At 28.3% G+C, this 14,959-nt stretch carries 12 protein-coding genes; 4 read left to right on the plus strand and 8 right to left on the minus strand.

Annotated features, from left to right (window positions below; translation table 11 throughout):
* Nucleotides 1–5: 5 nt before the first annotated feature.
* From sufB to BLT70_RS16330, 3 genes are all read right to left on the minus strand, one after another.
* A complete protein-coding gene (gene sufB, locus BLT70_RS16320; RefSeq protein WP_091896846.1) occupies nt 6–1,454 on the minus strand; it encodes a Fe-S cluster assembly protein SufB in 1,449 nt (482 codons plus the stop codon).
* A gap of 15 nt (nt 1,455–1,469) precedes the next feature.
* Nucleotides 1,470–1,799, minus strand: a complete 330-nt coding sequence (locus BLT70_RS16325) for an iron-sulfur cluster assembly accessory protein (protein WP_091896848.1) — start codon at nt 1,797–1,799, stop codon at nt 1,470–1,472.
* A gap of 131 nt (nt 1,800–1,930) precedes the next feature.
* Nucleotides 1,931–3,844: a M1 family aminopeptidase gene (locus tag BLT70_RS16330; protein WP_091896851.1), complete on the minus strand. Its 1,914-nt coding sequence runs from the start codon at nt 3,842–3,844 to the stop codon at nt 1,931–1,933.
* Nucleotides 3,845–3,892: 48 nt separating this feature from the next.
* Between BLT70_RS16330 and thiL the strand changes: the two genes are divergently transcribed.
* Together thiL and BLT70_RS16340 are read left to right on the plus strand one after the other, a co-directional pair.
* Nucleotides 3,893–4,939, plus strand: coding sequence for a thiamine-phosphate kinase (gene thiL, locus BLT70_RS16335; RefSeq protein WP_091896854.1), 1,047 nt, complete (start codon nt 3,893–3,895; stop codon nt 4,937–4,939).
* A 30-nt stretch (nt 4,940–4,969) separates the two neighbouring features.
* Complete coding sequence (locus tag BLT70_RS16340) at nt 4,970–6,130, plus strand: sugar MFS transporter (protein WP_091896857.1); 1,161 nt, start codon at nt 4,970–4,972, stop codon at nt 6,128–6,130.
* A gap of 25 nt (nt 6,131–6,155) precedes the next feature.
* Here BLT70_RS16340 and BLT70_RS16345 read toward each other — a convergent pair whose 3' ends face one another.
* The 4 genes from BLT70_RS16345 to BLT70_RS16360 all read right to left on the minus strand — a co-directional run bounded on the left by BLT70_RS16345 (nt 6,156) and on the right by BLT70_RS16360 (nt 11,083).
* A complete protein-coding gene (locus tag BLT70_RS16345; RefSeq protein ID WP_091896860.1) occupies nt 6,156–6,440 on the minus strand; it encodes a hypothetical protein in 285 nt (94 codons plus the stop codon).
* 191 nt (nt 6,441–6,631) lie between these two features.
* Complete coding sequence (locus tag BLT70_RS16350; RefSeq protein WP_091896862.1) at nt 6,632–9,010, minus strand: TonB-dependent receptor; 2,379 nt, start codon at nt 9,008–9,010, stop codon at nt 6,632–6,634.
* Nucleotides 9,011–9,155: 145 nt separating this feature from the next.
* On the minus strand, nt 9,156–10,277 hold the full coding sequence (locus tag BLT70_RS16355) for an AraC family transcriptional regulator (RefSeq protein ID WP_091896865.1): 1,122 nt from the start codon (nt 10,275–10,277) through the stop codon (nt 9,156–9,158).
* 26 nt (nt 10,278–10,303) lie between these two features.
* Nucleotides 10,304–11,083 carry an alpha/beta fold hydrolase gene (locus tag BLT70_RS16360; protein ID WP_091896868.1) on the minus strand — a complete coding sequence of 260 codons (780 nt, stop codon included), beginning with the start codon at nt 11,081–11,083 and terminating at the stop codon, nt 10,304–10,306.
* A gap of 93 nt (nt 11,084–11,176) precedes the next feature.
* Here BLT70_RS16360 and BLT70_RS16365 point away from each other — a divergent pair, with 93 nt between their 5' ends.
* Both BLT70_RS16365 and brnQ read left to right on the plus strand, forming a co-directional pair.
* The gene (locus tag BLT70_RS16365; protein ID WP_091896870.1) at nt 11,177–12,727 is read left to right on the plus strand and encodes a serine hydrolase; all 1,551 of its coding nucleotides are present in this window, start codon (nt 11,177–11,179) and stop codon (nt 12,725–12,727) included.
* A 2-nt stretch (nt 12,728–12,729) separates the two neighbouring features.
* Complete coding sequence (gene brnQ / locus BLT70_RS16370; RefSeq protein WP_091896873.1) at nt 12,730–13,992, plus strand: branched-chain amino acid transport system II carrier protein; 1,263 nt, start codon at nt 12,730–12,732, stop codon at nt 13,990–13,992.
* Between the two features lie 16 nt (nt 13,993–14,008).
* On the opposite strand, the gene BLT70_RS16375 is transcribed toward brnQ, so the two are convergent.
* A complete protein-coding gene (locus BLT70_RS16375; RefSeq protein WP_091896876.1) occupies nt 14,009–14,947 on the minus strand; it encodes a hypothetical protein in 939 nt (312 codons plus the stop codon).
* Nucleotides 14,948–14,959 lie beyond the last annotated feature (12 nt).

Here is a 14,959-nt window from a genome sequence, read left to right on the forward strand (position 1 = left end):
TTATTTTACCCTACAGAACCTTCTAAAGAAATTTCCAATAATTTTTGAGCTTCCACAGCAAACTCCATTGGTAATTTATTTAAAACTTCTTTACTAAATCCGTTTACAATTAATGCTATTGCTTTTTCTGTATCGATACCACGTTGGTTACAGTAAAACAATTGATCTTCACCAATTTTACTTGTAGTTGCTTCGTGTTCTATTTGTGCCGATTTATTTTTAGCTTCTATGTAAGGGAATGTGTGTGCACCACATTCGTTACCCATTAATAAAGAATCACACTGAGAAAAGTTACGTGCGTTTTCTGCTCTAGAATTTATCTGAACCAAACCTCTATATGAGTTTTGAGATTTTCCTGCAGAAATACCTTTAGAAATAATGGTAGATTTTGTGTTTTTACCAAGATGAATCATCTTAGTTCCTGTATCTGCTTGTTGATAATGATTGGTAACTGCAATTGAATAAAATTCTCCTACAGAATTGTTTCCTTTTAAAATACAAGAAGGATATTTCCAAGTTACTGCAGAACCAGTTTCTACTTGTGTCCAAGAAATTTTTGCATTTGTTTCGCACAAACCTCTTTTGGTTACAAAATTAAAAACACCACCTTTTCCGTTTTCATCACCAGGAAACCAGTTTTGAACCGTAGAATATTTAATTTCTGCATCATCCATTGCAATTAATTCTACAACGGCAGCGTGTAATTGATTTTCATCTCTTTGTGGCGCTGTACATCCTTCTAAATAAGAAACATAACTACCTTTATCTGCAACAACTAAAGTTCTTTCAAATTGTCCTGTTCCTCCTTCGTTAATTCTAAAGTAGGTTGATAATTCCATTGGACAACGTACTCCTTTAGGGATGTAACAAAAAGATCCATCAGAAAAAACAGCAGAATTTAATGCCGCATAAAAGTTATCTGTTGTTGGTACAACAGTTCCTAAATATTTTTTAACCAATTCTGGATGTTCTTGAATTGCTTCTGAAATTGGCATAAAAATAATACCTTTTTCACCCAATGTTTTCTTAAAAGTAGTGGCTACAGAAACAGAATCCATCACAATATCAACTGCAACATTGGCTAGTTTTTTTTGCTCATCAATAGAAATTCCTAATTTCTTAAAAGTTTCTAATAAATCTGGATCAACTTCGTCTAAAGAATTTAATGTTGGCTTCTTTTTAGGAGCAGAGTAATATGCTATTTCTTGAAAATTTGGTTTTGGGTAATTTACATTTGCCCAATCTGGTTCTTCCATTTTTTCCCAAACTCTAAAAGCTTCAATACGCCAATCGGTCATCCATTGTGGCTCATTTTTCTTTTTAGAAATTGCACGAACTACGTCTTCATTTAACCCTTTTGCAAAGGTTTCACTTTCTATATCTGTATAAAAACCATATTCATATTCTTTGGTTTTTAATTCTTGTTCTAGCTGTTCCTCAGTATATTTTGACATCTCTTTTCTTAAGTTTTAAAGTGAAAATGATTCTCCGCAACCGCAAGTTCTATTTGCGTTTGGGTTGTTAAATACAAATCCTTTTCCGTTTAATCCACCAGAATACTCTAGAGTTGTACCAACTAAATATAAAAAACTCTTTTTGTCGACAATGATTTTTATACCATTTTCTTCAAAAATTTTATCGTTTTCTTCTTGTTTGTTATCAAAAGTTAAATCGTAAGATAAGCCTGAGCAACCACCACTTTTTACGCCAACTCTCACAAAATCTTTTGTTGCGTCAAAGCCATCATCTGTCATTAACTCAATGACTTTCTTTTTTGCTGTGTCTGAAACTTTTATCATAATTTTAAATAGATTAAATCTAAATTGTCTGCAAATATACGATATAAGTCGTATAAAAAAAGGAAACTTTCATTATGAAACCTAATAGATTAATTAGTTTTATTGATTGCTCTTATTAAAATGATAAAAAATTATTTTTTGATGATTTTTTTACGAATAATTCCAGCGTCTGTATCAACTTTAATAATGTAAATACCTTTTTTTATTTCTGATAAATTTACTTGATTTTTTGTAGATTTAAATACTTTTTGACCTAACAAATTGTAAATAATTAGTTTGTTAAATGTTGTGTTATTTGTGGTCTTTATCGTTAAAAAATCATTCACAGGATTTGGAAATATTTCTATATTATGTAATGTAAGATTTTGTTTTTCTGTATTTAAAACTATCGTATTATTTTTGGAAATTAAATGAAAATCTGGATCAATATGAACAGAACTTACAGTAAAAGAAACAGTTTTTGTAAAGGTTTGTGCATTTTTTGAATTATCTAAAATTAAATCTAATACTTCACCATTTGTTCCGTTTAAACGCACAGGAACATTAGCTTCAAAAAAGGAAACAGAATTATGACTTTGTGTTTGATTTAGTGTGATGTTTATAGAGTTGTCACTTTGTTGAAACCACTCTAAATTATAAGTTGGATATCCTTGATTGTAAATCCAATCATTAAAAAATTCTGCTAAATCTAAACTACTTGCAGCTTCTAAATGAGCAATTAAATCGGGAGTTTTTGCATAACTGTAAGCTAAATTTGGGTCGGTTATATAGTTTTTTAGTCCTTTATAAAAATCAGTATCGCCTAATTTTTTGCGTAACATGTGTAAAACCATTGCACCTTTATTGTAACTTAATCTGCCATTAAAAATTCTGCCAACGCTAGTAGTATCGGAATCAGAAAGATAAACAGCGCCATTTGTAGATGAAGTAATTGAACTAATATTTGAATTTCTCCAACTTTTAAAAGAATTATCTCCATCTAAATGTTCAACAGTTAAACCTGTTAAATAAGTTGCAAAACCTTCGTTTAGCCAAATATCTTTCCAGCTTCCGCAAGTAACTTTATTTCCAAACCATTGATGCGCTAATTCGTGTGCAATTAAATTTCTATCAAAACTTCCCATAAATGAAACCGTTGTATGTTCCATTCCGCCGCCCCAACCAAATTGAGCGTGACCATATTTTTCGTTTTCAAAAGGATAATTGCCAAATAAATCGATAAAATGATTCATAATATCTGCAGTAATTTCTGTACTATTTTGTGCAGAAGATAAACTTTCTGGATACACATAATTTACAATAGGAAAAGGATTTCCGTTATTAGTAACTGTATGAGAATAGGTTTCGTAATTAGTAACCGCAATTGCAATTAAATAAGCAGGAATTGGGTATTGATGTTTAAAATGTGTTGTTTTATTTCCTGCACTTATTGTTACGCTTTGTTCCAATCCGTTTGTAACAGCAATATATTGTTCTGGAGCTGTAATATATACATCAATTTCATCAATTTTATCATTTAAATCTTGTTTGCAAGGCCACCAACCTAAAGCGCCATAAGGTTCAGAAAGTGTCCAAAGAACTGGTGTTCCATTATGAGTATTTACTTCAAAAGAACCAAAACCATTACTTGTTGGGTTTCCGCTATAAGTTATAGAAACTGATGTTGAATTACCTTGATTTAATGTGTTTTGTAAATTTATAATTAGTTCATCATTAGTGTTTTGAGTAAATGAAACTGAGTTGTTGTTTTCTGTAACAGCAATTACAGTCATGTTATCATCTAAATCAAAAGTAACAGAATTCATGTTTTGTAAAGCTGTAAAAGTTGTAGTAACTTTACCAGATATAGATGCAACTGCAGGATCTACAGAGAATTCTAATTTATGATAGGTAATATCGTAATTAGAAGTGTTAGGATTTGCTTTAAACAGCACTTTTTTAGAAGCTGATTTTGCTTCCGATTCAGAAATGTTTATTACTTCTTGAGCTGATATTTTTGAGATTCCTATGAGAATAAAGAAAGATATTGCAATTAATCGAACCATAACGAGTACTTTTGAGGCTTTAAAAATACTTCTTTTTATTTTTACATTATGTTACAAGACAAAAATCAACAAAAAACATCTTTAGCTGAACTTGGTGAGTTTGGTTTAATAAATCATATTACAAAATATTTTAAAATTGAAAATGCATCAACAATAAAAGCAATTGGAGATGATGCAGCGGTTTTAGACACATCAGAAAAGCAAACTTTAGTTACTACAGATTTGTTAATAGAAGGTGTGCATTTTGATTTAAGTTATATGCCGTTAAAACATTTAGGCTACAAAGCTGTAATGGTTAATTTATCTGATGTATATGCAATGAATGGAACGGCAGAGCAAATTACTATTTCTATTGCTGTTTCTAATCGTTTTCCTTTAGAAGCAATTGAAGAATTGTATGCCGGAATTCAGTTAGCTTGTGAAACTTATAATGTAGATTTAATTGGTGGAGATACGACTTCATCAACCAAAGGAATTTTAATTTCTGTTACTGCAATAGGTAAGGTTGATAAAGGAGAAGCCGTTTATAGAAACACTGCAAAAGAAACCGATTTAATTGTGGTTTCTGGAGATTTAGGTGCTGCGTATTTAGGTTTGCAAGTGTTAGAAAGAGAGAAACAAGTTTTTAAAGTTGACCCAAATAATCAACCAGATCTAGACAATTATACGTATTTAATTGAACGTCAATTAAAACCAGAAGCTCGTAAAGATATTGCTGGTTTATTAAAAGAATTAGAAATAAAACCAACTTCTATGATAGATATTTCTGATGGACTTTCGTCAGAACTTTTTCATATTTGTACACAAAGTAAAGTTGGATGTAAAATTTATGAAGATAAATTGCCATTAGATCCTCAAGTAATTTCTACTTGTGAAGAATTTGAGTTAGATTCTACAATGGTTGCTTTAAGTGGTGGTGAAGATTATGAGTTACTTTTTACAGTGCCAATTGCAGATTTTGATAAGATAAAAGGAAATCCTAATTTTTCTATTATTGGTCATGTTACAGCAGAAAATCAAGGTTTACAATTAATAACAAGAGCTGGTCAAGAAATTGAGTTAAAAGCGCAAGGTTGGAATGCATTAAACGAGTAAAAATAATTATCAAAAAGCAAGATAATTTTTATGAAATCTTTACGCTTAATTCTTTCTAATTTCACTTTTTTTGCTCCTGCTTGGGTTTTTTCATCTATTAATATTTTAATAGGAACTTGGATTTTATACATTCCTTTTATCAAATTAAAGTTTAATTTAAATGATGGTGAATTAGGTTTTGCATTGTTTTTTACTGCTTTAGGATTGTTAATTTCAATTCCGTTTATTCCTAAAATTAATAAGTTAATTGGTGTTGGTAAATCAACTAAAATTGGTGTTTTTTTATTGGCAATTGCGTTTAACTTGCCTTTATTAGCACCAAGTTATTTGCTGCTTTGTGCAGCATTATTGTGTGTGGGACTTTTTTCTGCTTTTACAGATATTTCTTTAAACGCATTAACATCAAATATTGAAAAAAGAGAACAACAAAATTTTATGTCTGCGGCACATGGTTTTTTTAGTTTAGGCGGATTTATTGGTGCTGGAATTGGAAGTTTATTTATGAGCATGTTTTCTAACCCTCAACTACATATGTTGTTAATATCTGTTTTTGTTATACTTTCTAACTTGTTTTTAGCAAAGAATTACGAATTAATAATTGGCGAAGAAAAAGAAAATCAAAACGACAATACTTCTTTTTTTAAAAATGTAAAACCACTTTTAGTGCTTGCCATTATTGCTTTTATAATTTTGTTTAACGAAGGTGCTGTAGAACATTGGAGCAATTTATTTCTGTTTGATATTGTAAAAGTTTCGGAAAGTAAAGCAGGTTTAGGTTTTATAATTTTTTCTTTTACGATGACAGTTGGTCGCTTTTTAGGAGATGGATTTAGTCATAAAATTGGTTCAAGAAAAATTATATTATTTTCAACTATAATTGCTTTTGTTGCTTATTTATTTATCATAACAGCTAACTTGGTGTTAAGTGTTTTAGGTTTTGGTTTATTAGGATTTGGACTTTCTGTAATTATTCCAGAAATTTATAGAATTGCAGGAAAAAATAAGGAGATAGAAACATCATTAGCAATTTCTATTGTTTCAGGAATTGGTTTTATTGGCTTTTTAGCAGGTCCTGTTTTATTAGGTGCAATTTCTAACGCAAGTAATTTAGTAATGAGTTATGTGTTTTTATCAGTATTGATAATTATTGCTTTTTGTTTGGCTTTATTTGGGTTAAAGAGAAAGGTTTAGATTTTTTGTGGCAAGAATATAAAACCTAACTTCCTGCAAAAGGAGATCCAAAAATTCCAACTGCAAGTTCTGTCCAAATAAGTGCTATAATAACGAGAATTCCAATAATTACAAGAATTAGGTGTTTTGTTTTTTTTATTTTCCTAATTGCAATATCCCACACCAATCCGTTTACTAATAGGAGAATTCCTGCCACAATAAAATCTAGAAATTTCCAATTTACTTCATTGGTAAACTGCATAGCAATTAATGGAATCAGTAAAATTATTACCGTAATTGTCAAAATAATTCTAAATCTTTTTTTCTTCATATTTTTTAAAAGTATTAAAGATTATTTACTGATGTAAAAAAATGATTTGTAAATTAAAATTATTTCTTAAGTTTAAATAATTTTTTAATAACTCGTTTTTATTTTAGTATAACTCAAATTTCTATCTAAAAAAACAATAAATTTTTGATTTTTTTTAACTTCACCTAAAGAGATTTTAGAAAATAAACTTATTAATTACTTCTTCTACGTTCATCATCATTTCCAAAATCTCTCTTTTTTACGTTTATTTTTTTGTTTCCAAAATCGTAAGAAAGTGATACTCTAAAGTTTCTAGAGCTTTCATTTTGCCTGTAAATTTGTTTAATATCATTTACTGTTGAGGTGTAATTATTTAAACTTGCAGTGTTTAACACATCACTAAAAAGTAAAGATAATTTTATGTTATTTTTAAATTGATGTTGTAATCCTAAAGAAATATCAAACATTTTACCTAAACTATACAAACCTCTATTATGCTGAGAACTGTACCAAGAATTTACTTGTAATTTTGTCTTTTTACTTAAAGAAAATGTGTTGTTTGATGTTACATAAAGTTGAACTCCGTTTTTAGGTTTAGCGCCAAAATCTTTCATAAACTTTGTATAATATCCTAATAAATTTATACTATTAATGCTTTTAAACCAGCTATTTTTATTGAAAGAAAAATTCTCAGTAATTCCATAATTGTATTGCTTAAAGTAATTTTCTTTTGTTATAATTTGAGCCTGATTTTCTGCTACTGAGGTAAATACAGTGCCAAAACCATCTGTAGTTATATTTAAATAAATACTTGTATTTAAATTCTTTTTATACAAATGTGAAATTTCAAAATTATCAGAAAAAGAAGGCTTTAAAAACGGATTTCCAACACTGTAACTATTTTCGTTTATGTAAAATCGAAACGGATTTAAATGATTAAAATTAGGTCTGTTAATTCTTCTTCCGTAAGAAAATCCAAAATTATTGTGTTCATTTTTTTTATAAGAAAAGTAAATTGATGGAAATAATTTTGTGTATTTATTTACAGTTTCTTTGTTAATTTCTGTGTTTACACCTTTGGTTTTAGAATCTTCTAAACGCAAACCAAATTGCATTTTTAGTTGATTTGTTATAGTTGTATTTCCAGAAAAATAGGCAGCCAAAACATTTTCTTTGTAATTAAATTTATTAGATCTATTAGAATCTAAAATTGTAGAACCAGAAAGAGTATTATAATATAAAACATTGCTTTTTGTGTTTGTAAAACTTGCTTTTATTCCATAAGATAAGTTTATTTTTTTCATGGGAAAATCAACATCAATTTTAGAGCTAAAGTTTTTTATTTCTTGATTTGAAATGTTTAAAGCAGCAGAATTTATACCTTCAGAATTCCCTTTATTATTAAACTTTTCAGTAAAAAAATCACGACTATTTTCTGAATTAAACGTAAAATAATCGGCATCAAAAGAAATATTTTTTCCAAGTGAATCTAGTTGTGTAATTAAATGAAAATTTACAGTGTGATTTTTAGTATCAACAATATTATCGCCTTTGTTTACTAAGCTATATTCTAATGTATTATTGTTATCGAAAATTGATGAAACTGTTGTTCCAATAATATCTGGTTTTGTGTTATTTCCTAAATATTGAAGCCCAAAAGTTGTTTTATCAGAAAGTGCATAATCAATTAAAAAACGTCCAGAAAATTGATTCTTATAGGTCTTAGAATTTACATCTATTTCCCAATTATTAGCTGGATAATCAATTAATAAGCCTTCTGAATTTTCAAAACCTCCTTTAGTTGCATTTATACTTCCAGAAAAAGAAATTTTGTTTTTATTATAGAATAAGTTATTGGTGATTGTAGTAAAATTATATCGATTTTGATTGTATGATATTGTGGTTGCATTTTTCCAAGAATCTTTAATTCCTTTCTTTAAAACGATGTTGATTAATCCTCCATTTCCTGATGCTTCATATTTTGCTGGCGGATTTGTAATTACTTCAATTTTTACAATATCATTGGCAGAAAATCCGCTTAAAAAACTCATTAATTCATCACCTTTTAAAGGAGAAATTCTTCCATTAATCATAATTTGAGTTTTGCCTTTTCCAAGGATGGATAAATTTCCATTTTGTAGTTGAATTCCTGGAGTAATTTTTAAAACATCTAAACCATTTCCGCCAACAGCCGCAATGCTTTTTTCGACATTAAAAACCAATCTATCAATTTTTCTTTCTAAAATCCTTTTTTCTGTTTTTACAATAATTTCGTTTAAAGCTTGTGCGTTTTCTTCTAAAATAATAGTTCCTAAATTTAAGTTTGCATCAACTTTAATTTGTTTTTCCCAAGTTCTGTATCCTAAATAACTAATTTCGATTTTATAATTTCCTGCATTCATTTTTACTTCAAAAGAACCTTCATTATTTGTAGTTGTGCCAGAAATTATGTTATTATTTGTGTCTTTTAAAATTACATTTGCAAACGGAATGACATTAGTTTTGTCTGATATTTTTCCTGTAATTGTTTGTGCAAATAAAATGGCTGGACATAGAATTGTAAAAAGTAGATTTAAGGTTTTTGTGTTCATCTTGTATGTTTTTATTTTGATGAAACAAAATTGCAATAGAAAAGAAATTTGTGCGACCGAAAACATAAAGTCGAACCATTTTCTGCATGAAAAATTAGTTCGACTTTATTTTTTAAACGTTCGACTTTATGTTAATCGATTGATTTTAAGGTGATTTTCTAAATTGTGTTGGCGTTAAATTGGTGTGTTTTTTAAAAGCAGTATTAAAAGAAGATTTAGAATTAAAACCAACTTCGTATAAAATTTCTAATACTGTAAACTCTTTTTTAGATGGATTTTTCAAAATTTCCATTGCATCTTTAATTCTATATTCGTTTACAAAATCGAAAAAATGCTGATTTAAATTTTGGTTTATCAAAACAGATAAATCTCTAGAATTCATTTTAATTTCTTCGGATAAATTTCTAATTGTTAACGACGGATTTAAATATGGTTTTTCTGTTTCCATATATTTTTTAAGCGATTTTAGTTGTTCATTTACTTTTTGATCAACAACAGAAACCTTACTAATTTCTTTTGATGTTAGTAGATTTACATCAATACCTCTAAATAATTTTGGAGAGTTTAAGGCTTTTAAAACCAACCAGAAAATAAAGAAAATTCCAAAAAGTAAAGTAATTGTTCTTAAAACATCTGTTGCTTCTAAAGAATAATAAGAGCGAAAATTATTTTTAACAATCGTTATAATTTGTCCTATAGTAAGAAGAATTAACAATTGTTTTAGCCAATTATAGTTCTTGAATGCATTTTTATCAGTATAATTTTCTAATAATAATTTACGATATCTAAGTACATAATAAATTTCTGCAATAAAATAAGATGCAGAAATAAACCTTCCAAAAATAGTTAAGAATTTTCCTTCAGAAGTTTGCTCATAGTTATTAAAAAAAGTCAGTTTTGAGTTTTCATCAACTAAAAAAAAGTTAGGAATTAAAACAATAATATGAACAAGCCAAGGTAAAATATGAACTAAATGTTTCTTTTTGAGGTTAAAATTGGTGTAAATTACCGATAAAATATAAAGAAAAAGCAACGGATCTTTAAAACTAGAAATTCGAACACGAAGCATTTCTAAACCTAGTGGTAATTGAATAAAATTATGATAAAAAAAAGCACTAATATCTATTGCAGTAATTATAAGAAATGCAGCTAAAAGTCTATTGCTAAGTTTTTTATCTGTTTTAACCGTAAGTAGAAACCCAGAAAAAAACAAAAAAAGCGTAACAATTAGAATACTTAAAACACTAAGTATAGATATGTAATTCATGGCTTCTAATATAGTTAAAAATTACTTTAACATTTTTTCACGAATTCTTTTAAAACTGTAATCAGCTCATTTTTATTTTCAATATGACTCATATGTCCATCAGGAAAAACAACAAATTCTGAGTTCGTTTTTTTAGCTTCATCTAAAGAGGTTTTATAATCTAAAACAGGATCTTTTTCGCCAATTACAATTAATTTTTTAAAATTATTTTCTGATAAAACAGCATTTGTGTTTGTGCGTAATTTCATACCTTCATTAGCAGCAATATAACCTTGTAAAGAAGTTTGTAAAGCCTCCTTTTTTATTTTGGAAATTTCGTTTTTAAAAGCAGCTAAATTTTCTTGATGAAACAAATTTGAAATAGATAATTTAACCATGTTTTCAAAATTATTTTGAACCATTTTATTTGCTCTTGTTCTTAAATCTTTCCGTTCTTTAGAATCTTCGTAAGATGTTGAATTTAATAGACATAAACCCTTTATTTTAGTGATATTCATTTTGGTATAAGCTAAAGAAATATAACCTCCTAAAGAATGACCAACCAAAATGCATTTTCTAATTTTTAAGTGTTTTAAAACTGCTTCAATACTTTCTGAAAACATCTGCATAGTATGCACATATCCTAAACAATCAGATTTTCCATGACCTAATAAATCAATGGTAATAATTCTGTTTTTTTTGATGAGTTCTGGTTTAATTTCATCCCACATTGTGGCATTTTCTAAAAACCCATGAATCAATACAACAGCAGATCCTTTTCCTTCATCAGTATAAAAAATATTGGCGTTTTTAAAATTTAAAATCATAGAAACAAATATAAGATTTGATTCTATTTTAAGAACTTAAAACATCATAAACTATTTACTATATTTGATGTGTATTTAATTCAAATAAAACGTATGTTTTTTAAAAAAATAACACTTTTAGTCCTTTTCGTTTTTTCAGCATCAATAAATGCACAAATTGATGATAAAAAACTAGACAATTTAATAGAGCAAACCTTAAAAACTTTCGATGTTCCTGGTATTTCTGTAGGTATTTTAAAGGATAATAAAATAGTATATGCAAAAGGTTTTGGAGTTCGTTCTTTAACCAATAAAAAAGACATGAACGAAAATACGTTAGTTGGTGTAGCTTCTAACAGTAAGGGTTTTACATGTTTTGCATTGGCAATGATGATTGATGAAGGCAAACTTAATTGGGATGATAAAGTACGAAAATACATTCCAGAATTTCAAATGCATGACGCTTGGATTACAGAAAATTTTACCGTTAGAGATTTAGTTACACACAGAAGTGGTTTAGGTTTAGGTGCAGGAGATTTAATGTTTTTACCAGAAAATAAGAGTTTTACAACACAAGATATTATCAATAATGTAAAATACTTAAAACCACAAAGTATTTTTAGAACCGATTTTAAATATAATAATAACATGTTTATTATTGCTGGCGAAGTTTTAAAACGTGTTTCTGGTTTAACTTGGGAAGAATTTATTGAAACTAAAATTATGAAACCTGTTGGAATGACTAGTAGTAAAGCGTCTTACAACAGAGTTACAAATAGAACAAATATAATTGATGCGCATACAAGAGCAGACGGAAAGGTTATTCAGATTCCGCACGATTGGAGTGAAACTGCAAATGCAGCTGGTGGAATTATGAGTAACGTAAACGACATGCTTACATGGGCTAATTTTTTAATGAATAATGCTGTTACAAAAGATGGAAAACGATTATTAAGTGAACAGCAATTTCATGAACTTTGGCAATTACAAACACCTTTAAAAGTTAGTAAAAAAGATGCTTACAATTCCAATTTTAGAGGTTATGGTTTGGGTTGGTTTTTAACGGATGTAAAAGGTGGTCACAAACAAGTATATCATACTGGCGGATTAATTGGTACAGTAACTCAGTTTACCATGATTCCTGATTTAGATTTAGGAATTATTGTACTTACAAATCAAATGAATGGAAACGCATTTAATACAATTACAAATACTATTAAAGATGCTTATTTAGGATATGAGGATAGAAATTGGCTAAAAAATTATGGATCAAGAAATGCTAAATATTTAGAATATAATGATAGTTTAAAAGCAACTATTTTTGATAAAATTACATTAGCTAAAGCTGATAAAAGTTTGCCAAAACCAACTCAAATTATAGGAACTTACAAAGATGATTGGTTTGGAAATATTATTATTTCTCATAACGGAACTACTTATATAATAGAATGCGAACGTTCATCTACTTTAGTTGGCGAATTATTGCCTTATAACCAAACAACCTATGTTGCAAAATGGAATAATAGAAGTTATGATGCAGATGTTTTTGTTCAATTTAGGTTTAATGAAAAAGGAAATGCAACAGGAGCAACTATGAAATTTATTGCGCCAATTACAGATTTTAGTTTCGATTTTCATGATTTAAACCTTAAAAAAGTAAATTAATTTTGAATAAAACAAAAGAAATTTGGATTGCGGGTTTTGCTTTATTTTCACTCTTTTTCGGAGCAGGAAATTTAATTTTACCAACTTCTTTAGGCGTAAAAGCAGGTCCAGATTGGTGGATTGTAGTTTTAGGATTCATTTTAACGGCAATTGTTATTCCTATTTTGGCAATTTTTGCTCATGCAAGATTACAAGGAACTTTGTATGATTTCGGAAAAAAAGTTTCGCCACTATTTAGTACCATTTATTGTTTTTTAATTTACATAATTGCTGTTGCAATTCCGTCTCCAAGAACAGCTGCGGTAACGCACGAAATAGCAATTCAGCCATTTTTTAATTCGTCAGCACTTTTAACAAGTGTTATTTATTTTGTTTTGGTGTTTGTATTTGCAGTAAATCGATCAAAGGTAATTAGTTTAATAGGTGAATTTTTAACGCCAATAATTGTCACTATTTTATTGGTAATTATAGGAATTGCCTTTTTTACTTCTCCAGGTAGCGTAACTCCATCAGAATTTAAACACCCTTTTGTAGATGGTCTTTTAGAAGGTTATCAAACTTTTGATGCCATTGCAGGTGTAATTCTTGGTGCAGTAATTATTATCTCTTTAAACTTGCGAGGTCACACAACTTTTGATGCAAAAAAGGAACTCATTACCAAAGCAGGAGTCATTGCAGGAGGAGGTTTATTATTAATTTATGGAGGTTTAATTTTTAGCGGATCTTTATTCTCATCAACCTTTGCAGAAAACGCATCAAGAATTGAAATTTTATCTAGTTTAAGTTCACAAACTTTGGGTAATTTAGGAAGCACTTTTTTAAGTGTTTTAGTTGCTTTAGCATGTTTTACAACAGCAATTGGTATTGTTACAGGAACCGCAGATTACGTAAGAGGACTCTGTAATAATTCTAATATTGCTTATACAATTACCGCTGCAGTTTGTGCTGTTATAGGAATCGTTGTTGGTAGCAATGATGTTGGTTTTATTATTGATATTGCTGTGCCAGCATTAATGTTTGTGTACCCAATAACAATTGTGTTAATTCTACTAAATATTGTACCAGAAAAGTATGCTTCTAAATTGGTTTTTAGAGCTGTAGTTATCGTAACTTTTATTTTTAGTATTCCAGATTTTTTAGGATTTATAATTCCGAGAGAAAACTTAGTAGGAATTAAAAGTATGATTCCTTTTGCAGAACATAGTTTAGGTTGGGTATTGCCTGCTTTAGTGGTTTTTGTTGGGTTAAATTTGAAGAAAATTTAGATAACTTCCTTGATATTTAAGAACTATGTAATTCTACTTTCCATTTAAAATCATTAGAGATAAATTTAGCATTTTTTAAAAGTCCTAAACCAATAGAGGATTTATCTATTTTAATAAATTCATTTATGAATTTAGGAACATTATCTCCAGTCTTTTTTTTGTCATTAGGATTAATTCTATCAGTTATAACGGGAAATTCTGGACGTATCCTTATCCCTGAAAATGGTTTATCATCTATTGTTTCATAATCTTGAAAGGAATTAAAATTAATTAAATTTGAATAATTATTTCCAAGAACATCTTTGTATTGAACAAACATTGAATAGACGCCAAAATCAATCGGAAATTTAAGAGGTATAATTATCTTTTTATTTTTTGAAATACTAGGATAATATCCAACATCAGAAATACTCCATAAATGATCATCTAACAAGGATATACCTAATGCCCTTTTCTTGTAAGATTCAGAAATATTTTTTTCAATGTATTTTGAAAATGGATATTCATCTTCAGGAATAAAACAGAAAATGGAAATAGCAATATCAAAAGCTACGTTATTAGTTCTATTTTTAATAGTTATACATTTCTCATCATTATTAATTTCTGAATCAAATTCTAAATATGGGAAATTTGTTAATCGTATTTGCATAGTCATCGATTTCGCCGAATCTTCTTGTGCAATTGCTGTTCTTTTTAATTCTTCTCGAGTATATTTTAATTCTTTTCTTTGCAGACTAAGCTCCGTTTTTTGAAGAAAAATAGTATAAATAATGCCTGCTAATGCTAAACCTGAAAAGAGAGAATTAATTCCTCCAAAAGTATCCCCAAAAGATGCACTTTCTTTCCAGTCTTTAAAAATAAACCAACTTATAAAAGCTGAAATTATCCATAAAAAAAGTATAATTATTATTAGTGTACGAAGTTCTATAACTTTTTTCTTTTTTTTCTTTTTCATTATCTTGTTTGA

This window comes from Polaribacter sp. KT25b, assembly GCF_900105145.1.
In the GTDB taxonomy this organism is placed as follows: Bacteria; Bacteroidota; Bacteroidia; order Flavobacteriales; family Flavobacteriaceae; genus Polaribacter.